Source organism: Sphingobium sp. CCH11-B1 (assembly GCF_001556865.1).
In the GTDB taxonomy this organism is placed as follows: Bacteria; Pseudomonadota; Alphaproteobacteria; order Sphingomonadales; family Sphingomonadaceae; genus Sphingobium.
In genome coordinates this window covers 14,972-34,567 of the sequence record NZ_LSJY01000182.1, presented here as the reverse complement: position 1 = coordinate 34,567, position 19,596 = coordinate 14,972, and the positions used below count along the sequence as shown (strand labels likewise).

Here is a 19,596-nt window from a genome sequence, read left to right as displayed (position 1 = left end):
AAGGGGGTCCCTCTTCGACGCCGATCGGGGGTCCCTTTTGAACGCCGTTTGACACTTTTATTCTGGGGTTGGTGGGGCGACTACAGTTATTCGATCGCTGGTTTCTTCGTTGGGGAAGCTGACAATGATCAGATGGCTAAGGCCGGTGCGTGGGGCGATTCCTTTGGAGCCTTCAACGCTCTCATTTCCACCGTGGGTTTCGTGACCGTCTTCGCCACGCTTCGTCTGCAAGCCCGCTCAATCAAGGATCAAGCGAACGATCTGCACCGGCAGCGTTTCGAGGCCACTTTTTTCGAACTCTTGAGAGTCATGCGTGGCTTGCGTGAAGAGGTGTCATTTCAACATTCAAAGGAATATGTGGCCTCAAAGCAAGTGAAGAAGGCCCGCCCCAATTTTACCGCACTTACCACGGGCACCAACCGCAAGGATATCGACGCAATCAGTCATGCGAACCAGGAATTTGTTTTCTGGTTGATACAGATAGGGCGGGCTAACAATCCAACGCTGGAGGATATGGTCAACACCTACATGCGCCGCATCCATAGCAGATCGGAAGCGACGATGGCGCCGTATTTCAGGATCATCTACACAATCCTCTACCGGATCAAGAACGACACCGTCATACCTGACGCCGATAAGCGCTATTACGCCAACTTGCTGCGTTCGCAGATGACGACATTTGAGATCACGCTCATGGCCATAAACGCGCTGGCACCTGTAGCTAAAGATTTCAGCGAGTTGGTTACGCATTTTAGGATGCTGAAATACCTGCCGGAAAATGCCATGCGTCGTCGCTTGGAGAGGTTCTACGTGGCGGAGGCATTCGCGGCGCGTGACTAAGCGTGGAAGTTCAGGTTGCGACTGACGCTTCGCGCAGGATGGCCGCCACTTGCTGGGCATTATAGTCGGTCTGACTGTGCCGTATCCGATCAAGCGCCGACATCATCCCCATTTGACCTAGGGACCAAATGACCAATCCTCGGCCGTCATCCATCGTGCCGGCCGGCGCTTGGTCAAGAAGCTGTATGGCTTCATTGTCGGATATCGTGCGACCAGCCATCGCGCAAAGATATGCATAGCTGGCCGGCTGGCGCTCCTTGACGACCGCCCATACGTCATCGGGAATTTTCGTTGCTCGCAAGGCGGCCTTGCTGATGATCCAGCCCTCTTCAAGGTTTGCGGCCAGTTCGGGCAATATCTCATCGAGAAATGTCGCTTCCGCTTTGTAAGCCAGCGTCTTCGCCGCCCGCCAATCACCGGATAGCCGCCAATATTCCGCGATCGCGTTGGAATCGAACAGCGCTTCGTCGGCGCTGATCGCCTTGAGCCATCTTGCCATGGCACCTTTCGAACCCCTGTCGGACCAATGTTCCAGAACGTCATGGCGGGTGGGTAGCGGCAGCCATTCAAATATGGCTGAAAGCAGCGCATCCACACGCGTCCTTAAAACGTGATCGTCACCCGGAATGGCCTGTACTTCATCGACTAGAAGCGACACTCGTTCAGCGTGTTCGCCATTAGATGTTCGCAGCAGGCGGAGAAGCCTGCCCCTCAGCGCCATGCGAAGCGGCGTCGCCTCCCTCATCGTATGACAAATCGCCGTGCAGAGCTCGTCGAAGGTCAGGCAGGCGATATAGGCATGAAAGAGGCTTCGCTCGACTTCGTAAGGCGTGAATGCCCGAGCGCAGTCAGTGATGCGCTCCAGCTTCTCGTCGAAGGTCGCGCTTGGCGTCACAGATTACCCCGAAGATCGCTCAGCGAGATCATAAGCGTCATCTCGTGTGTGGGAGATTGCAGGAATCCGCGTGCGAGATAAAAATTCTTCGCATCCTCGCTGATCGCATGAACGATCATGCCGCGTATGCCGACGAGGTCGGCGGCGGCGATGACCCGTTTGGTCGCATCCTGCACGAGATCGCGTCCGAGGCCCAGCTTTTGATAGCTACGATCAACGGCAAGTCGAGCCAGCGTCACGACAGGGATAGGGTCGGGCATGTTACGCCGGAAGCGACCGCTGACTTCCGTGTTTGCTATGGAACTGGAGGCGAGCGCATAATAGCCGACAACCTTCTGATCCTCGGTCGCGACGACGAAAGTACGACTTGCCCCGTTCTCCTGATTTGCTCGGGCACGACGTTTGAGCCAGTCGTCAAGCAGAGGCGTGCCGGAATCGAAATCGTCAAGCCGATGATGCGCGGCGAGTGGTGCCGGAGCGGAGATCGTCACTTTTTCTCCCAAAGCGGAGTCGCCTGCATGGTTTGGCGTAACTTTTCATTCGACTGCGGCGGAGCATCGAGAATGGCTAGGAAGCGCTGATAGGTGTCCGCGTTGACGGAGATCACGGTCTGATCGAGAATGGCGTCCTCTGCGGCACGGCGCGACGCCTCGATCATGAAATCCGTGCGGGAGCGGCCTTGCATCTGCGCGGCCCTGTCAATCAAGGCACGCGTATCCTCGCGCATCTTCAAATTGACGGCTTTGATATGGTTGTCTGTCGTTTGTGGTGTTGGCATGTTCAATATCCTTTGCTCGATCATATCACAAAAAGATACACGATGGATATCTTTTTGTGTGGGGTGCGGGGTTGAATTTGCGAGGCTCTGGGCCAGCCGGATGGCGGTGAGCGCGCCCGATCAAAGGACGGATGAGATAACATGAATGGCGAAAAACCGCCACTTTTACCCGGCCTTAACCATAATCACCGATAATATGGGTCATGGATGAGGGCGAAGAAGGCGATAGACCTTCCAACGACTTGCAGCGAGACAATATCAAAGACGCCGAGCGGCAAGTCGTTGCGATGGCGGATGCCATCGCGCCGTCGCTGGTGTTCAACAATGCGGCATTGCCGCCGAACCTGCCGGATCATCTAAAATCCGCTCTGCTGACCAAGGCCGATCAGGCGCGGGAAGCTGCCATCGATGCTGGCTTCGTCCGGCCTTCGGCGATTGACGGTATAGCCTCTTTGTCCCGCGAGGAACGCCAGCGCCGCGAGGATGAAAAGAACTCTGAATATCTTGGCGTCGTCATGGCGCAGGAAGAACGCCGCAGGCGTGAACAGGAAGAATGGTCGCGCACGAAATCCACCGTGGGCGGCGTCACGATGACAGGTTCGGAATGGGCCGAGCTTGCCCAGCGTCTGCGCAACGATGAAGATCTCCACCGCCGTGTGATCGAAGCCTTTGAAGGCCGTGGCATGAGCCATAGCGAAGCCGAAGCAAGATATGAACGCGCGGCACAAGTGGCCGAAGCCGCCGCCATCCCGCCGTCACAGCGTAGTGAGGAACAAAAGCGCGTGATTAAGAGCGCGGAATCTGATCCGACCTACAAACGAGACATGAACGTGATCAAAGCCGAAATGGGGGAGAGTCAGGCACTTTCCAGCAACTCGGAGCTTAGCGGCAGGTTTGCCGCTGCATCGAACGATGCGCCCGCTGCCGTAGAAAGCGCGGCTCAGGCCCCAAGGCCGGTCGTTCAGCCGACAGGAATGGGTTTCTGACTATTTCGTCAACCTCGCTTCACCGTTAGCCGTGTAGGCCACGCTCGAATAGGCGGACAGGACATATCCCGCGCCCTCTTGAGTGACTGCCCGTATCAAGCCCGCTTGATTACCGGCGTTCACCGTCACCAGAATGCGTTGATTTTGCCGAATGCTCTTATCGCGCGGATTGATCGCACTGCCTGTGGCAACCATCATCGCATGACGGCCATTTGTTTCTAACTCTTGCGTCACCTGATCGGCAGGCGCGCATACCTCCTGATACCCAAGTTTATCGCGCTTGCAGATAGCTTCCGCCGTCTTGGGATCGCCGCCCATCTTCGCCCATGCCGGAATCCCCGGCTTTGAAATGTCGTTCAGGCGGACATCGCGATAGACAGAATCGATGCAGGCGGTTTCCGCCTGCTCGCCGAATGGCTTGTCGCCGCGAATGGCGTAACCCTTCGACCCGTCTGCATTTGACGTGAAGATGAGGGCGATCGGATAGCCGTAACCGCTCCTGTTGCCGACGATGATGGGGTTTTGTCCTTCCTGAGCCAGTGCCGCGCGAACTGTCGCCGCTGGCAGGCATTGGCCTGTTTCAAGAGCAAGGACAGGAGACGCAACGCCTACGCAGATCGCCGCTACCACGAACCATAGAAACTTCCGCATTCACCTGTTCCGTATACCGTCGTATTCGGAACAGGGTTTGCTTTGGGCTTGGCTTTCGCCTGTGCTATAGGGATTTCCAACAAATCGGCACCTTTCGGATGTGGCTGCGGGCTGCGCAGCGCCGATAGGGTCCGATCCCATAAACGACGATTTTTGAAACAGCCGAAGGAACGCCTACCATCGGCGGAAAGGCTCCCGTGCGCTATGGTTATGCCCGCGTCTCCACCGACGACCAGAACTTGAATCTGCAACTGGATGCGCTGCACGCGGCGTCCGTCCCGCGTATCTTCACCGACAAAGTGAGCGGCAAATCCCGCAAACGCCCCGGTCTTGAGGAATTGCTGTCGAGTATTGGACCCTCTGACACACTCGTGGTCTGGCGGCTGGACCGCATCGGCCGCAATTTCCGAGATCTTGTCGACATCGCCGACGAACTGCGCGAGCGCGGTGCAAACCTCGTTTCGCTGACCGAGGGTATCGATACGTCATCAAGCATCGGCGAGGTCATCTATCGCCTGATGATCGTGTTCGCTGATTTTGAACGCAAGGCCATCATCGAACGGACCAATGCTGGACTGGCTGCGGCGAAGGCCAGGGGCGTCCAGCTCGGACGTCGCCGCAAACTATCGACCAAGAAGGCAGCGATATTGAGGCAAGCCGTTGAAGGCGGACTGTCGAAGGCCGAGGCGGCCAAGAGATTTCGGATCGGGCGCACGACCGTTTATCGCTTTCTGGCAGAGGCCGCATGACGCGGCGGCTTGATCGGAGATGCTCTCTTCATTTCCAGCCAAGACCATTTCCAGTTCACGGCGGGATCATGCTCTCCGCCGCCGAGCGTTCAACGCGGCTCCCTTCCGCGTCGCTGATCGCTCCTTGTGCAGGTCCGCCCCATGACTGGTGCATGTGCCATGCAGCGTTTGAACCCTCGGCTCGATGACGGCGAGCTCTTGTCTCCCAGCCGGAAATGGTTCCGGCAGTAAATCACAGGAGACCAACATGACCACCAATCAGAACCGTCAGCCGACACACCGCCTCTACACGGTGAAGGGCGATAACGATCAGGCCCGCTGGCTCGAAATAGGAGCCGCCTGGCCGAACAAAGACAATCAGGGGTTCACGCTTCAATTTGACGCGCTGCCAACCGATGGCCGTGTGGTGATGCGCGAAATCGCCGAACGCGAGAACGGAGGTCAGTCATGACCTCCTACCTTCGCACCATCACGCATGGTCTTCTGGAATGGCGAGGCCTACTTGTTCAAATCACCTATGAGCAGCAACAATGGGTTGATCACATCCAGATCGAAACCGTGGAGCCCATACGCGCTCCGTTGCCGATAACCGAAACCGGATATCGTTCGAACTTCATCGCCAAGGGATTGGTCGATGAGGCCGGAGGAGCGGGTGCCTTCGTAGAAAGCTGGCTTAACCGAGCTGCCGTCGATAGGACTTGGGCTGATACTGAGGTCTTGGTTAGGCAATATTCCTTGCTTTGAGGGGCGTGGCGCGGTCCTTCCGCGCCACGCTTACCGCTCGTGCCCCTGGTCCCTCTGGGTATCTCTGATGAGGTTGCGCTGGGCAAGCTTAACCCGTGCGTGTCGCACGGAATGACGCCGCGCCACGTTGATGCTAGCTTCGTTCATGAGGTTGCGCCTCTGCGCGCCAGTCGGCGTGAAGTCGAGCGCATTGCCGTACTTTTTCAACAATACAACCTTGTACTCGTTGGAAGTCCATTGCTCGCGGTGCTTCTGATAGTGCTGTTCGACCTTTCGCCCGACCTCGTTGGCGCGATGTTCTATCGCCGCCATTTTAGCGCGCCGGTCGGCTGACGCATTCCGCATTTCCACGGGATTATGACGGTTGAACTGCTCCTTCATCGATCATGCTCCTCGATTTGCGCTTGGCGCGGGGGGTGTGATAAGATTCTGAAGTGCCGAGAAAAAATGATGACAAGATCACGGAAATCGCTCCGTACCTCGTGGATAAGCAAACCTTTCTCATGATCGAGGGCGGCGGGCTCCCATGGTGCGCTGGGATGCGGCATGCCCACGGGATCAACATCTATCTTGAGTTCGATCCGCCAGTTTCGTCCGAATTGCGTGTATAGGGGTGGAGTGGGTTTTCACTCGCCAGATCACGAAACAGCGGATCGTCGTAATACCGGATACGGCGCAGGATCATGGGTCGCGCGCCATTGATGAGAACCAGCATGCTGCCGGTCTCGCGCGCGAAATGAACCATCACCTCGTCAGGGGTCAAAAGAGCTGTTGAGACACGGCGCGGCGTGGTCGAAGTCGAGCGTGTGCCGCCTGATTGCGTGGACTGCGCCCCAAGTTGCGCGAGACCATCGCCTTTCAGCGCGGCTTGTAGCCGAGCCGAGAGGCCCGCATGCGTATCACCGCGGCTCGCGCTATCCTGCGTGTTATGTTCGAGCCGCAGCACTTCCGTCTCGCCGCAGCGTTTTGATAGGAACTCGGCGGTCAGATTATCGGCATTGGAAAAGGCCATGACGACACCGGCATTGGCGACGAAAGTTTGCCAACGCTGCTCATACAGCGCCGCAAGCTGATTGAGGTCCTGGACCACGCTGATGATCTTGACGCCGAAACCCGCGACATAGCTCACCGCGCGTTCGATGGGCTCCATGTAGCCCAGCGACGCGAACTCATCGAGGATGAGCGCGGTATGAGGCATCTCGGGCGCGGCGGGGCCGCGTTGTAAGTGGCTCAGCAGCGATACGATCATCAAGCGCAACCAGCGACCGTGTGAGTTGAGCCGCCACTCGGGAAGGACGAAATAAATCGTAGTCGGCTCGGTTTTGATGGTCCGTGGATCGAAGCTGGATTTCCCTGTGAGCACGTCCCGCATGGACGGCGAGTCCAGAAACTCGGTGTTGCGGCCCATCGTCGAGATGACCCCGCCAAGCTCCCTGTCGCCCATGTGATAGAGCATCGACGCCGATCTGGCGATGGCGCCGCCATTGTCCTGCATGCCAACAAGCTTTGCAATCAGCGTGTTTATGCCTGCTCCGTTTTCTCCCTGCATCGCCAGTTGACGGACGGATGTAAGATCATGCGCGGCGTCGCCGAACCCGCCGCAGAGCAGGCCCAGCATGATGGCTTTGAGAAGAACGCGGGCCGACTCCGAAAAATGGACATCCCGCTTTTCCTTGATCACCAGTGCGTCGGCGAGAAGCGCTACCTCGTCTACGAATTCGCGGTCGATGCGCTCGATCCATTCGAGAGGATTGTACCTGCTAAGCGGCAAATCCACACAGCCATGCATGGCGAGGACACCGAATGGATCAAGAATGATGACCTTTTGTCCGAGCTTATCGCGGCGATGCCGCGCCGTGATCATCGCCAGCTCGCCCTTAGGGTCGGTGACAACCACCGACCCCGGATAGGAGAGAAGGTTTGGAACGAGGATCGAAACGGATTTGCCGCCTCTCGCCCCAACCGCGAGCACGGCGCTCCGATCATCGTCATAGGCAATGATTGAGCGATCCTTTCCATCGCCCAGACAACCAAGGATGATCGGGGATCGTCCCTCGGGCATCGCGTCGCCATGGCCGAGTGCTGCACGAACGATCTCTTCGGATAGCCAATGCGAGGTTCGTAGCGGTGCGTCGACGGAGATCGTGTCTTCCCATCCGCGTGGAAGCTTGCCGGTCCGCATCGCCATTTCAGCCTCCGCAGCGTGCTTCGGACAAGGGAAGCGAGCCTGACTGCACGGGCGCGGCCCGCGCTTCGCTCAACGCGGTCTCGGCTTGATGAAGTTCCGCACGGAGCGCCGTTAACTGCTGACTGTTATTTGAGACCGTCTGAAGCTTGGCTTCGCATTGCGCCTTGGCTTCGGCCGGCGCGGCCTGAATCGCGGCGACGCGCCGCTTCCACTCCATGAGGGGGGCTCCACAGCTATTGCGGACCATGGCCTGGCATTGTTGGATAGCCGTCTGAATCGCCCCGTAACACCCGATATCGCTGATCGCGCATGCCATGCGGATGCCGACATCGTTCCACTGAGTGGGCATGACGCCCGCGCAGGATGCAGGTTTTTGCTGATAGCGCCGCATGGAAGCCAGCATGGCATCCCATCGAATAGAACGCAGCGCGCCAATGACCCTCGCGGGATCATGGCGGCGAATGGCGAGATCGACGCAGGCTCCCGCCGCTTGGTCTTCTATCTCGGTTTCGCTCATGCTGGACGGGCGCGGGGGCGGGGTAGCGGTTGGTGGAGCCACGCACTGACCGACGCGCCGCGAGTAGCCCGCCATTGTGCCGATGCCTGATTGGTCTTGAGATAGCTTAGCCTCGGCGGCGGCGATACGTGCGCGCGCGACCTCGACGCGCCGTTCGGCGGCGACCACGGAATTTTGCGTGAACGGGTTCGAAAACCCGTAGGGATCTGGATCGCGAAGGCTCCGAACAGGCACGAGACGACCGCGAGAGTCGCTGAGCGCGACGCAGCGTCCGCCCAGACTTTCCGAGCCTGGAACGATGGAGAGGCCCGAACGACGAAATGTCAGTTGGGCAACCACCGGAAAACGCTGATCGTTTGATGCCCTGGACGTGTCGATCGCCACTAGACGGGCATCATTGCTTATTTCGGATATGACCGGCGGCTTCCCGCAATCACGAGCAGGCCTGCGATCTTGCAGAGGAAACCGAAATGGAAAGCGCCTTCCTCCGCCCAGCCTCTCACCAATCCTGATGAGATCGCCGAGACCCGGGCCGGGATTGCGGCATCTTTCATACTCACGCTGGCTCTTTTCCGCAGATGACCCCAGGTCGGTCTTCAACTCTTCCCAAGCCTCCCATGAAAGCGCGACGCCGTCCGGTCCGACGCTGCCGAGCTCTCTCACGGCTGAGTTCGTGGCGGAAACTTCATTGAAGGGCAGGGACGCCGCCGCGAGCGCGATCGCGACGGCCGCCATATTCCTATCGGTCATGACGGGTTTCTCCGGTGGTGGGGGAAGGGGTGAGTTCGCCACAGGTCGGGGCGAGTTGCTCAATGAGGTGGCGGCGCGCCGAGCATTCGCCGCCCGAGACGCCGGTGCCGATGCAGTCCGCCTCCTTCGCGGCGGCGGCGACCGTGATTTGCCGCAGGCACTCCGCCGAGGCTTGCAGGGCCGCTGTTTCTTGGACGACCTTGGCTTGGATGGCGGCTTCCTGAGCCGCTCGGGCACCAGTTGTTTCCACCAGCACCTTCTCTTGCACGCTGGCTTCCTGCGAAGCGCGCGCCTTAGTGGTCTCGTCTAGGACGGTCGCTTGCTTCTGGCCTTCGGACTTCGCCGTGCCATCGTTGATGGTATTGTGCCAGAAGACAGTGCCCTTGGCGCTACTGATGTGCTGCTGGCCCGTCATCATCCCTTGGCGGTCGCCAAAAATGATGGAGTAGGTATATCGATCTGGCAGGATGAGATGGCCAAAGCTCGCCCAGATATAGAAGGTGATCGAGAATGCCGAGCTGAAGGCCGACACCGACAAAAGCGCCCAAAGCCAGGAAAAACGCGTGGCTCGCTTCTGAACGGGCGCGATATGCGTCTCGGGATCGCCCTGGGACGTTAGATCGTGAAGGCTGTGTTGGCGGTCGGACATGCCGCCAATCTGGAGAGGCGAAATAGGGTTTAGGGGGGATAACGCCAGAAAAGTACCCACCTGACTAAATGGCGTTACCGGCAAGTTTACGGGAAATCGGCTCCGGTTCGATCTATATCCGTTTAGGTGGCATCGGGTGAAAGCCTTGAGATAGCGCTATGCGCAAGATGTGCGTTGTCTTACGTCAACGCCTCTTGGCAAGGGAGACGCTGCGCTCTCCCGTTGCATCCCTCTGGCTAAAGACGCTTACCCAGCATCGAGCCGGAGCAGCGCCATCGGGGAGACTTCCGCTCTCCCCAAACCCCATCAACCAAAGGGCGTGCCTGCCCCTATGGAACCCAGCCGCCTCCAGCGCGGCAAAGGAGCGTTCCTGCTCCCCTTGACCCCATGACCAAAAGGCGCATCGCTGCCCCTCTGGACGCCCTTGACCAACCCTGCGCGGTTTGGATGCCGTCACGCTTTCGCGCCCTGAACAACGAAAACTCAGGCATGGTTATGGACTCCCGTAGCTAACCCGGTCAAAGGCCCAGCCACCGCCGCCAAAATGGCCGCTTGTCCGGCTGCACGCTGGGTTGCGGCGAGATGGGCTTCTGCGATTCAGATTGTTCAACGGCGGCATCATTGCGACCTCCGTAATGCCGATCACGAAGAGCGCGATCATGCTGTCGGCCACGCTCGATCTGTTCGCGCGTCATGCTGCCTGCCCAGACGATCCGGTTGCGCTTAATGATGTAATGGGATTGGCATGGAAAACTCCAGTTACCGACCGAGGGATCGAGCGTAATTGTTTCCCCATCGAAGGTGAGCTTCCATCCTGCCGGGCTGAGAGGGGTGACAACTTTATGACCACATCCGCACAGGCAGTCATGAACAACAGTTGCATATTCGATCGATATATAGAGCGTACCTTGCGCACGTTCGCTGGGGATGAATTCTACAAACTCGAAATTAATTAATTTGCGGCTCATGACTGATCCTCGTTTATTATATCATTGCCGCCGATTGTGTAGGTGCTGAAATGCTCACCCTCTTGGTCTAGGTAAAATCCGCAGAGCTTCTTCCACTTAATGACGGCCATTGCCGCATTCATCGCATTGAGGTCCGCGATCTGAATGTTCTTGTCATACTCATTTACGTCATCGACACCGACGAACGTAATCCGGCCTTTTTCGCGAACATGCTCGCGTTTGGCGGGAGTGCTCGCAGTCACGCGCAGGATGCCCCCCAAGCTGCCGTTGACTTGATAAATGCCCATACCGACGTCGATAAACGGGATGCCGAGCGCTTCGAGGCGCTCAACCACAGGTCGCTTCGAAGGGCCTTCGATGCACACGAACACAAACTGCGAATTCTGCAAGCCCGCTGCATTTTCAGCGGTCACATATTCAGCATGAGGGACAATGCCGCGCCTCATCTTGCTGTAGAGACGGGCGTAGTAATTGACCTTCTTCAAGCGTTCTTCCAGTTCCTCGCCCGAAGCCGCGCTCGGTGCCCGAAAAGCGTTGTGCTGATCGAAGACATCCCCGTCCCAGATGTGCATTTCGCGGACGGGTGTTTTTGCAACCAGATCGATGATGTAGCCACCTGTACCGCCTGCGCCGATCACGTCCACACGATCTAGTTTTAGCTTGTTCGTAACCGACACGATGTCGGCCCTACTAGATGCGGTGTCAGCATAGAGGAACACGGAGTCATCTTCCTCCTCGTCGTTTCGGTACACGGGATATGTCTGCGCGGAAATGTCGGGATCGATCGCCATCGCTGGCGCGGAGAGAATTTGTGCGTAGCGTGTCATCTTGGTGTGGTAGTCGGGATCGTTGTCGTGCGGCTTCGGCTTCGCCGAGAAACTGTAGGTCGTCCTTACATCTCCGACCGTTACCGCCGACTCGGTGTGACGGATGCGCTCCATCGAAGTGCCGGTCTCGTGGCAAGGATATTCGCCAGCGAACAGGATCGTGTGATCGGGTGGCGTCCCCACCTTATCGTTCGTGAGGCTGAGCGCGGCGACGATCACGCCACGCTTAATCTCACGAGCCGCGTTGACATACGGGACGTCCTTCATGATGAGATAGGCGTCGCGAACGAGGATGTTGAAACCCTCGTCGCGCAGCCGTTTGAGATCGGGATTACGATCGATCAGTCGCTGTGACATCGAATATCATCCCTTTCTTTACCTTCACCGAGCCGCCCTCGGTCAGCGTACCCTTCGGATTGCCGTTCGGCCCCTTCCGATAGGTGATCGTGAACATGATGTTGTCCCCCGTAGGCGGAACGGGGAAGGCGATCGCGACAACCTCGTTGAAATCGAGACGGGTTTCGCTCGTTTCCTTCTCTTCACCGTTCACGATGATCTTGATCTCTTTCTGGCTGTAGAAGTGCTCGTCTTCCACCAGATCGATGACTGTATCATCCCGCGGGATCTCGACATCCTCGGCATTGCCTTCAGTCACGCGGTAGAGATCACGGTTCTGGCCGATGTCGGCCAACTTATAGAGTGCGCGGCCTTTGGTCGGGTTGGGCGACTCATAAGGATCGCGGTCAATGTGGATGCGGATTTTCGCCCGCTTCTCGTTCTCAGTCATTCTTGTTTGCCTTTCAAAATCAGTAGAACTCCGGCTGAAGTCCCATCTGTCCTGACACAATGACATAGCGCGCTATGTATGTCAAGCACGTGGTATGCGCGCTTCGAATACATAGCAAGCACACGGCGCGCTTGATATTTCAAGCAAAAAATGAGACGATTAGAACCGCCAGCCGGAACACAGGAGCAAAAAATGACGGATAAAAATCCGGCACCGCCGAAAACAGGAACGGCATTGGGTGCCCACCTAGCCGCGATCCGCAGCGATCGTGGCTACTCTCTAAGACAGGTAGAGACGCTTACGAATAACGAAATTTCTAACGCCTACTTAAGTCAAATTGAAAGCGGAAAAATCCAGCAGCCCTCGCCCAACATTCTCCATTCTCTGGCAAATGTTTATAAGATTAGCTACGAGCATCTTATGGAGCTTGCAGGTTTCATCACTGCCAATAGAGAAAAGGGGGATGTGACCCACGGGCGAGCGGCAACTTTTGCTGAATTGAATCTCAGTGAGAACGAAGAGCGCGAATTGTTGGCATATTTGAAATTCAAGCGGGGATTAAAGGAGTAGAATAGTGAAGGCGGATGATAGCTCGTTAGACCCACATCAGTATCGAACGGTGCAGGAAGCCGCCCTTAAGCTACTCAACAAGGGTGAAGCGTGGGGTCGTTACCCGACCCCTGTTGCCGATGTGATGGACGCCGCTCAGCTTAAGGTCGCGTCGATCAGCATATTCGATCACGGTGCTTTAGAGCACTACATCAAACTGGTGGGCGATAAGGTCGGTCAGTTTGTCCGCAAAGCGACGGAAAAGGTACGGGGTATTTTCGATGTCGAAGCCGACATCGTGCATATCGATCCGACGCTCAGTCAGGAAAAGCAGACGTTTCTAACGTTTCATGAGGCTGGGCATAAGGAAATCCCGCACCAGCGCGGGATCTATAAATTTATCCAAGACTGCACGATGCATTTACGGCCTGAGACCGCCGACTTGTTCGAGCGTGAGGCTAACACGTTTGCATCCATCGTTCTTTTTCAGAACGATACCTTCGCAACAGAAACGGCCGATTACGAGTTTGGCATCAAAGTGCCGATGAAGCACGGCAAACGGTTTGGTGCCTCCGTCTATGCCAGTATCCGCGAATATGTGCGCCGTAATACGCGCGCATGTGCCGTTATCGTTTTCGATCCTGCCGAGGCGTGCAATCTGCACGGTATCAAGGTGCCGCTTCGTCGCATGGAATTTTCGGCCGATTACGTCACTCGGTTCGGTGGTCTGCACATGCCCGATCAAATCGTTTCTGGACACGCTCTCATGCCGTGCATTCCAATGGGGCAAAACCAGAGAATGTCGAAGCCCCATAGTTTTGAATTGGTGGATCGCAACGGAGATCGGCATGAATTCGTGGGCGAGGGTTTCAAGACGCCCTATAATACCTTTGTCCTTATTCATTGCGCCGGTACGCTTGGTAACTCGCTGCTGATTACATCGGCTGCCTGAAAATACGAGTTCTGCTCTTTGTACTTCGGCTTCGGTAGGTCAGAAAACCGGGTTGCATCGGCGAACAGAGGTTGCAGATTGCCAGTTGTCAGATTGCAGGGCGCCAAGCGTTACCTTTCAGCGAAAGGCGACCTAACGGCTAAGCTCCGGTCCCCGGCCAGCGTTGCGCCCGCCCATACCGCGTTCATCCGAGTTGCGAGCATGGCGCACTGGCGTTGAACGAGCCGCGTCTGTTCGTGACGCCGCATCGGTAAAGCGACCGCGCAAAGTGTCGCCGCGCTGGCGTATCTCGTTTTGCCGCGCCAGATCGCGGTGGAGTTCCGCCACTCGCAAGGCATGGCGGACGCGAACGGCGATAATCTCTCTTTGCAGGTAACGGCGGTCTGTCATTTGTGCGGCTGTCAACTCGTTTCGCTGCTGGCGATCCCGGCGGAAAGCTTGCCAGGCATCCGCCTCATTCTGTCTGACGGTTCGCCCATGCTGGCCTGTCATGCGGTCCCATAGGCCAGCCATGCCATGACGCAGCCTTTCGTTTCGTATCTTCGCTTCCGCAGCGGCGCGGCTGCGCTGACCCTCATTGAGCTTTTGCCGTTCGCTGGCGTGCTGCTCCTTCATCGCAATGCGCCGCTCGTCGAGCGGGGACATTTCCCGCGCCTTTGCGCGTGCGGCGAGGGCGAGCAGTTTCTCCAGCCGGGGCGCGACGGAATGAGCGATATGGGTGCGCGTATCATCGACGCCGCGCAAATCGTCTGCCTTACCGAGTTTTGCGGCTACGTCCTTCACCTTCACCCCGATCATACGGGCAATGGAAAGAACTTCGCCTTCATAGGTGACGGCGACATGGGCGCGGCGATCACCACGCGCCAGATACAGTCCCCGAGATTCCAGCGCCTTTGCAAATGCTTCCCTGTTACCGGAAGTCGTCCAGCATTCCTGAATGGCGACTTTGAGGGCGCGGGGGTCTTTCCCTATGCGCTTGGCCTGCTGCCATTCCGATAGGATGAAATTATGCGGATCGCGTTCTTTGGAATCCATCAAGCCGCGTGGCAGGGACCAGCCATGCTCAAGATACAAGGAGCGTGACAGATCGCGCAATTTGGCCTTGAAGAAGGGGAGCGGCCTTGCTGTCATGTGTCGGCATCGATCCGGCTCCATACCGCATGACAATGACGCCTGCCTTCCTTCTCATGGAAGACGATCATGCGCGGCTGCCCAGAAAGGCCGTTGGCCTGTTCGATACGGTCAATCGCGGACTCGAAAGCGTCTATGCCGACATCGGCGCTTTGCGGCGGGTTGAGCGAGACGGAAAACAGGAACTGCTTGCAGCGCGTTCCCTTGGCGACGGCCTGCGTTTCCTTCATTGCGCCCATAAGATCGTCGGAAACAAAGCCGCGTATCTCATGAATCTCGATATGCTCATTTTCCGTTTTCAGCAGATGCTGACCCAAGGCAGTCGCGCCGCCGCGCTGGGAAGCTTTCAGGATCACGGCGCACCGTCCGAAAGATTGAGCGCGGCAATCAGCATTTTACGGATCGCGGTAATGTCGCTGATGGCTTCCCGCAAATCAGCTTCAATGTCCGGCGTGACAGGCAAAGCGCCGATATGGGCAGCGGCGGCAAGCTGGTTCAGATTGCTTGAAATGCGCGACTGGCCGAGCAGCGCCAGCGCTTTCGATAATGCTTGATGATCCTTGACCGGAAACTTAGACCGCTGACGTGGCGGCTGTCTGTCGGGATCGAAGACGCGCCATCGGACATAGGCACCGAGCGACATACTGCCTGCGTCCCGTTCCAGACGCAGACGGTCCTCTGGCGTCAGGCGCAGCGTGAAAGTCGCTGGTCTGTCGGGAGGTGTCATGTCGGTCATACGAATATTGGAGGTAAACGAAATCGCCCCGCGTCCGGGGGGATACGGGGCGGCGAACAGGGCTATGTCAGGTGGTCAGGGCTGTGGCGGTTTCAACGAAGTGTCTTGTAAAATCCGGTTCCAATCCTCCAAATCCTCGAATATTTTGTTCGAGGTTTGCTCGGTTAGGGGCACCATTTTTCCTGATGGCCTTTAGCTCCCTCTTTTCAGCGAGGCCTGCTGCTGGAACCAGGGCGTCATGCGGGCGATGGCATCCACCACCCGGTCGGTCGATACCGCGAAGCTGAAGCGAATGAAGCGATGGCCATCGACGGGGTCGAAATCCAGGCCCGGCGCGGTCGCCACGCCCGTTTCCCGCAACAGCTTCTGGCAGAAGCCAAGGCTGTCGTCGGTGAGGTGGCTTATGTCGGCATAGATGTAGAAGGCCCCGTCGGGCGGCGCGATGCGGGCAAGGCCGAGCGCGGGCAGCGCGTCCAGCAACAGCTGCCGGTTGCGTCGATAGGTGTCGACATGCCCCTCCAGCTCGTCGGCGCAGTCGAACGCGGTGAGGCCCGCCCGCTGCGCCAGGACCGGGGGCGTCAGGAACAGATTGCCCATCCGCGCCCGCGCCGCGCCGATCAGCGCTGGCGGCACCACGATCCAGCCGAGCCGCCATCCCGCCATGCTGTAATATTTGGAAAAGCTGTTCACGATCACCGCGTCGGGCGCATATTCCAACATGCTGTGGGCTGGCTCGCCGAAGCTGAGGCCATGGTAGATTTCGTCGGAGACGATGCGGATGCCCCTTTCCGCGCAGACCCGCGCGATGGCGGCCAGTTCGTCCGCCGGGATGATCGTGCCGGTGGGATTGGCGGGGCTGGCGAGGATCAGGCCGTCGGGCACGGGATCGATCGTTGCCAGCGCGTCGGCGCTGATCTGGTAGCGATCGACCGGGCCGCAGGCGATTTCCAGCGGCTCCAGATAGAGTGCCTTGAGCGTATTGCGGTAGGCGACATAGCCCGGACGTGCCGTCGCCACCCGCGCACCCGGCGCGAACAGGCAGGTAAGCGCCAGTACCAGTCCCGGGGAGGCGCCGCAGGTCAGCAGCACCTGCTCGGGATCGACCGCGACGCTGTGCCGGTCGGTGTAGAGGCGGGCGATCCGTTGCTTGAGGCCTATGCTTTCCCAATAGCCCATCGGCTCGGTGTCGAGCACATGATGCGCCTGCGCGATCGCCTCGGCCGGCGCACCCGTCGACGGCTGGCCAAATTCCATGTGCAGGATGGATCGGCCCTGCGCCTCCAGCGCATGGGCTTCCCGGCTGATGGCGATGGCGTGGAAGGGGGAAATCTCGGCAATCATCTGATGTCACTCATCTATGTCAATCGGCGCAACAATTGGGCGGCGTTGGTGTTCGTTCCTTCATGAACCAGACCATGCTGACCGTCCTGCAATATTATGGCGCGGGGGCAGCGACGCTGGCTGCCCTCATCGTCTCCCTGAACCTCGGCCGCCGCATCACCGGGTGGGCCTTCGTCCTCTTCGTGACAAGTTCCATCGCACTCATCGGATGGGGCTTTCTCGACGACAATAGCGAAGGGATCGGCTGGCAGAATGTGGCGCTGCTGGGCATCAACGCGATCGGGGTATGGCGGTATCTGATCTCGAAACATGATGTGAGCGATTGACGCCTGCCGTTCGCGCGACGCGAACTGGGTCAGGATTTGCTGATCCACACCTCAACCGGCGCGATGTCCTGCAACAGCGCCAACCGGATGGGCAGCTCTTCCACCGGACCTCCGGCGAGCGCCCGGTCATAGACCGCCTTCTTCGCTGCGCCGCCGATCTGGAGGAAGATATGGCGGCTGGCGAGGATTGCGCTCGCGGTGAGAGACAGGCGCTGATGCGGTGCCGCCGGCGGGCTCACCGCGATCGTGCGGGCGGGCGAGGACAGGCCTTCTGCCAGTTCAGCCGCTTCAGGGAAAAGAGACGCCGTATGCCCGTCGTCACCCATGCCCAGCAGGACGATGTCCAGCGGCCAGGGGAGGGCGGCGAAGGCCTGCTCCACCTCGGCCTGCCCCAGATAGGCATCGGGCACGTGGGTCTTCATCGGCACGAACCGTGCTTCCGCCGCCGGTCCCTGCAACAATGTCTCCCGCACCAGCCGCTCGTTGCTGTCGGCGCTGACGGGATCGACCCAGCGTTCATCGACCAGCGTGACGATCAGCTTCGTCCAGTCGATGGGCTCCTTGGACAGGGCCTCGAGCACCGGGCGGGGCGAACGCCCGCCGGAAACGGCGATGGTAGCGACGCCCCGCTGCGCGATGGCGTCCGCCAGGAGGATGGCGATGCGGCCGGCAAGGTCCGCGGCGGCCTCGCCGCCGGTATGGAAAAGATGTTCGGTCGGCATGGCGCTCATTCCGTTTCTTCGGGAAGGGTGCAGATGTCCACCCATTGCGCCGCGGTCAAGGCTGCGAGGCGATCCGGCGTCAGTTCGACCGAGGCGGTACGCGATCCTGCGGCGGGAAAGACCGTCTCAAACGCCCGAAGGGAGACATCGCAATAGATGGGCAGCGGCGTCGCGAGGCCGAAGGGACAGACTCCGCCGACCGGATGGCCGGTGATCTCCTCTACCTCATGCCCGCCCAGCATCCGGGGCTTTGCGCCCAGCGCCGCCTTGGCCTTTCCATTGGACAGCCGCGCATCGCCCCGCGCGCAGACCAGGACGACTTGCTCGCCGATGCGCAGCGACAGCGTCTTGGCGATGCGGGCCGGCTCCACGCCGAGCGCGGCGGCCGCGTCCGCCACCGTCGCAGTGCTGATGCCCTGATCGATGATCGCGATATCGGGGGCGTGGGCAGTAAGGAAGGCGCGGACGCTCTCCTCGCTCATGCGCCCTGCCGGTCGCTCAGCTTGCGTTCCCAGGCGAGCGCATGGGTGACGATCTGCGTCAGGTCGTCATGCGCCGGCCGCCAGGGAAATTCAGCCAGGATCGCGCGGTTGTCGGAAATCAGCGAGTCCGGGTCGCCCGCCCGCCGGCCCTCGATCCGGCGCTCGATCGTCATATTGGTGACACGATCGACGGCGTCCAGCACCTCCAGCACGGAGAAGCCCCGGCCATAGCCGCAGTTGAGCATATGGCTGCGCGACGGATCGGCGATCAACGCCTCCAGCGCCAGCACATGCGCGGCGGCTAGGTCGGTTACATGGATATAGTCGCGCACGCCCGTGCCGTCCGGCGTGTCGAAGTCGGTGCCGAAGACACCGACATGGCTGCGCTTGCCGAGCGCCGCTTCCACCGCGACCTTGATAAGGTGGGTCGCGCCGGCCGTCGACTGTCCGCTGCGTCCCTGCGGGTCTGCCCCTGCGACGTTGAAGTAGCGCAGCGCGCAATAGTTCATCGGGTGCGCCGCCGCGACATCGCGCAGCATATATTCGGTCATCAGCTTCGACATGCCGTAGGGGTTGATCGGCCGTTGCGGCGTCGTTTCCCGCACCGGGCTTTCCTCCGGTATGCCGTATGTGGCGGCGGTCGAGGAGAATATGAAGTGCGGCACGCCCACCCGCACCGCGCTTTCGATCAGGTCACGGGTCTTGGCGCTGTTGTTGTGATAATATTTGAGGGGGTCCTCGACCGACTCCGGCACCACGACGGACCCGGCGAAATGCATGATCGCGCGGACGCCATGTTCCCGCAGCGTCGCTTCCACCAGTGGCTGGTCTGCAATGTCGCCCAGCACCAGCGGCACGCCCTGCGGCACCGCCCAATCGAATCCCGTGACCAGATTGTCGATCACGACGACGCCATATCCGGCGTCCTTCAGCGCCAGCACGGCGTGGCTGCCGATATAACCGGCGCCGCCGGTCACCAGAACCGTGGGCTTGTCGCTCATAAAGTCTAGGTCTCCCCTGTGTCTGCG

26 protein-coding genes are annotated in these 19,596 nt (G+C 59.0%); 8 read left to right on the top strand and 18 right to left on the bottom strand.

Annotated features, from left to right (window positions below; genetic code table 11):
• Positions 1-840 (top strand): putative phage abortive infection protein (locus tag AX724_RS18290; RefSeq protein WP_231736756.1); only part of this gene is annotated, 840 nt, incomplete at its 5' end.
• A 10-nt stretch (positions 841-850) separates the two neighbouring features.
• Here the strand turns inward: AX724_RS18290 and AX724_RS18285 are convergent.
• Genes AX724_RS18285 through AX724_RS18275 form a run of 3 tightly spaced genes read right to left on the bottom strand, consistent with a single transcriptional unit; the run spans position 851 to position 2,513 of the window.
• Positions 851-1,735: a hypothetical protein gene (locus tag AX724_RS18285; protein ID WP_156448155.1), complete on the bottom strand. Its 885-nt coding sequence runs from the start codon at positions 1,733-1,735 to the stop codon at positions 851-853.
• Positions 1,732-2,226 carry a GNAT family N-acetyltransferase gene (locus AX724_RS18280; protein WP_066769276.1) on the bottom strand — a complete coding sequence of 165 codons (495 nt, stop codon included), beginning with the start codon at positions 2,224-2,226 and terminating at the stop codon, positions 1,732-1,734. Before AX724_RS18280 ends, AX724_RS18285 begins: the two co-directional genes overlap by 4 nt.
• Complete coding sequence (locus AX724_RS18275) at positions 2,223-2,513, bottom strand: type II toxin-antitoxin system TacA family antitoxin (RefSeq protein WP_066769293.1); 291 nt, start codon at positions 2,511-2,513, stop codon at positions 2,223-2,225. Before AX724_RS18275 ends, AX724_RS18280 begins: the two co-directional genes overlap by 4 nt.
• Positions 2,514-2,716: 203 nt before the next feature.
• Here AX724_RS18275 and AX724_RS18270 point away from each other — a divergent pair, with 203 nt between their 5' ends.
• Positions 2,717-3,499 (top strand): hypothetical protein, encoded by a 783-nt coding sequence (locus AX724_RS18270; RefSeq protein ID WP_066769273.1) that lies wholly within the window; start codon positions 2,717-2,719, stop codon positions 3,497-3,499.
• Here the strand turns inward: AX724_RS18270 and AX724_RS18265 are convergent, their stop codons facing one another.
• Positions 3,500-4,150 carry a hypothetical protein gene (locus AX724_RS18265; RefSeq protein ID WP_066769271.1) on the bottom strand — a complete coding sequence of 217 codons (651 nt, stop codon included), beginning with the start codon at positions 4,148-4,150 and terminating at the stop codon, positions 3,500-3,502.
• A 197-nt stretch (positions 4,151-4,347) separates the two neighbouring features.
• Here AX724_RS18265 and AX724_RS18260 point away from each other — a divergent pair, with 197 nt between their 5' ends.
• From AX724_RS18260 to AX724_RS18250, 3 genes are all read left to right on the top strand, one after another.
• On the top strand, positions 4,348-4,899 hold the full coding sequence (locus AX724_RS18260) for a recombinase family protein (protein ID WP_066769268.1): 552 nt from the start codon (positions 4,348-4,350) through the stop codon (positions 4,897-4,899).
• Between the two features lie 247 nt (positions 4,900-5,146).
• Entirely contained in the window at positions 5,147-5,350 is a 204-nt protein-coding gene (locus tag AX724_RS18255) for a hypothetical protein (protein WP_066769265.1), read from the top strand.
• Positions 5,347-5,643 carry a hypothetical protein gene (locus AX724_RS18250; protein WP_066769262.1) on the top strand — a complete coding sequence of 99 codons (297 nt, stop codon included), beginning with the start codon at positions 5,347-5,349 and terminating at the stop codon, positions 5,641-5,643. Before AX724_RS18255 ends, AX724_RS18250 begins: the two co-directional genes overlap by 4 nt.
• 30 nt (positions 5,644-5,673) lie before the next feature.
• On the opposite strand, the gene AX724_RS18245 is transcribed toward AX724_RS18250, so the two are convergent.
• The 7 genes from AX724_RS18245 to AX724_RS23115 all read right to left on the bottom strand — a co-directional run bounded on the left by AX724_RS18245 (position 5,674) and on the right by AX724_RS23115 (position 12,329).
• Complete coding sequence (locus tag AX724_RS18245; protein WP_066769261.1) at positions 5,674-6,024, bottom strand: hypothetical protein; 351 nt, start codon at positions 6,022-6,024, stop codon at positions 5,674-5,676.
• A 184-nt stretch (positions 6,025-6,208) separates the two neighbouring features.
• Positions 6,209-7,831: a type IV secretory system conjugative DNA transfer family protein gene (locus AX724_RS18240; RefSeq protein WP_066769259.1), complete on the bottom strand. Its 1,623-nt coding sequence runs from the start codon at positions 7,829-7,831 to the stop codon at positions 6,209-6,211.
• Position 7,832: 1 nt separating this feature from the next.
• Complete coding sequence (locus tag AX724_RS23675; protein WP_156448154.1) at positions 7,833-9,098, bottom strand: hypothetical protein; 1,266 nt, start codon at positions 9,096-9,098, stop codon at positions 7,833-7,835.
• Positions 9,088-9,747, bottom strand: coding sequence for a hypothetical protein (locus tag AX724_RS18230; protein ID WP_066769253.1), 660 nt, complete (start codon positions 9,745-9,747; stop codon positions 9,088-9,090). The genes AX724_RS23675 and AX724_RS18230 overlap by 11 nt, the downstream gene beginning before the upstream one ends.
• 518 nt (positions 9,748-10,265) lie before the next feature.
• On the bottom strand, positions 10,266-10,715 hold the full coding sequence (locus AX724_RS18225) for a DUF6527 family protein (protein WP_066769250.1): 450 nt from the start codon (positions 10,713-10,715) through the stop codon (positions 10,266-10,268).
• Complete coding sequence (locus AX724_RS18220; protein WP_066769247.1) at positions 10,712-11,899, bottom strand: ThiF family adenylyltransferase; 1,188 nt, start codon at positions 11,897-11,899, stop codon at positions 10,712-10,714. The genes AX724_RS18225 and AX724_RS18220 overlap by 4 nt, the downstream gene beginning before the upstream one ends.
• Positions 11,874-12,329 carry a multiubiquitin domain-containing protein gene (locus AX724_RS23115; protein ID WP_082733599.1) on the bottom strand — a complete coding sequence of 152 codons (456 nt, stop codon included), beginning with the start codon at positions 12,327-12,329 and terminating at the stop codon, positions 11,874-11,876. The genes AX724_RS18220 and AX724_RS23115 overlap by 26 nt, the downstream gene beginning before the upstream one ends.
• Positions 12,330-12,521: 192 nt before the next feature.
• On the opposite strand from AX724_RS23115, the gene AX724_RS18210 reads away from it, so the two are divergent.
• Both AX724_RS18210 and AX724_RS18205 read left to right on the top strand, forming a co-directional pair.
• Complete coding sequence (locus tag AX724_RS18210; protein WP_066769245.1) at positions 12,522-12,899, top strand: helix-turn-helix domain-containing protein; 378 nt, start codon at positions 12,522-12,524, stop codon at positions 12,897-12,899.
• A 4-nt stretch (positions 12,900-12,903) separates the two neighbouring features.
• The gene (locus tag AX724_RS18205; protein WP_066769242.1) at positions 12,904-13,830 is read left to right on the top strand and encodes an ImmA/IrrE family metallo-endopeptidase; all 927 of its coding nucleotides are present in this window, start codon (positions 12,904-12,906) and stop codon (positions 13,828-13,830) included.
• A gap of 132 nt (positions 13,831-13,962) precedes the next feature.
• On the opposite strand, the gene AX724_RS18200 is transcribed toward AX724_RS18205, so the two are convergent.
• The 4 genes from AX724_RS18200 to AX724_RS18185 all read right to left on the bottom strand — a co-directional run bounded on the left by AX724_RS18200 (position 13,963) and on the right by AX724_RS18185 (position 17,038).
• Positions 13,963-14,961 carry a hypothetical protein gene (locus AX724_RS18200; protein WP_066769239.1) on the bottom strand — a complete coding sequence of 333 codons (999 nt, stop codon included), beginning with the start codon at positions 14,959-14,961 and terminating at the stop codon, positions 13,963-13,965.
• Positions 14,958-15,317, bottom strand: coding sequence for a relaxase/mobilization nuclease domain-containing protein (locus AX724_RS18195; protein ID WP_066769237.1), 360 nt, complete (start codon positions 15,315-15,317; stop codon positions 14,958-14,960). Before AX724_RS18195 ends, AX724_RS18200 begins: the two co-directional genes overlap by 4 nt.
• The gene (locus tag AX724_RS18190) at positions 15,314-15,697 is read right to left on the bottom strand and encodes a MobC family plasmid mobilization relaxosome protein (RefSeq protein ID WP_231736755.1); all 384 of its coding nucleotides are present in this window, start codon (positions 15,695-15,697) and stop codon (positions 15,314-15,316) included. Before AX724_RS18190 ends, AX724_RS18195 begins: the two co-directional genes overlap by 4 nt.
• A gap of 192 nt (positions 15,698-15,889) precedes the next feature.
• Positions 15,890-17,038: a pyridoxal phosphate-dependent aminotransferase gene (locus AX724_RS18185; protein ID WP_066769235.1), complete on the bottom strand. Its 1,149-nt coding sequence runs from the start codon at positions 17,036-17,038 to the stop codon at positions 15,890-15,892.
• Positions 17,039-17,100: 62 nt separating this feature from the next.
• On the opposite strand from AX724_RS18185, the gene AX724_RS18180 reads away from it, so the two are divergent.
• Entirely contained in the window at positions 17,101-17,364 is a 264-nt protein-coding gene (locus tag AX724_RS18180; protein ID WP_066769232.1) for a hypothetical protein, read from the top strand.
• A 29-nt stretch (positions 17,365-17,393) separates the two neighbouring features.
• Here AX724_RS18180 and pgl read toward each other — a convergent pair whose 3' ends face one another.
• Genes pgl through galE form a run of 3 tightly spaced genes read right to left on the bottom strand, consistent with a single transcriptional unit; the run spans position 17,394 to position 19,569 of the window.
• Positions 17,394-18,086, bottom strand: coding sequence for a 6-phosphogluconolactonase (gene pgl / locus AX724_RS18175; RefSeq protein WP_066769286.1), 693 nt, complete (start codon positions 18,084-18,086; stop codon positions 17,394-17,396).
• Between the two features lie 5 nt (positions 18,087-18,091).
• Positions 18,092-18,568 (bottom strand): YbaK/EbsC family protein, encoded by a 477-nt coding sequence (locus AX724_RS18170; RefSeq protein WP_066769230.1) that lies wholly within the window; start codon positions 18,566-18,568, stop codon positions 18,092-18,094.
• Positions 18,565-19,569 (bottom strand): UDP-glucose 4-epimerase GalE, encoded by a 1,005-nt coding sequence (gene galE, locus AX724_RS18165; protein WP_066769227.1) that lies wholly within the window; start codon positions 19,567-19,569, stop codon positions 18,565-18,567. Before galE ends, AX724_RS18170 begins: the two co-directional genes overlap by 4 nt.
• Positions 19,570-19,596: the final 27 nt, after the last annotated feature.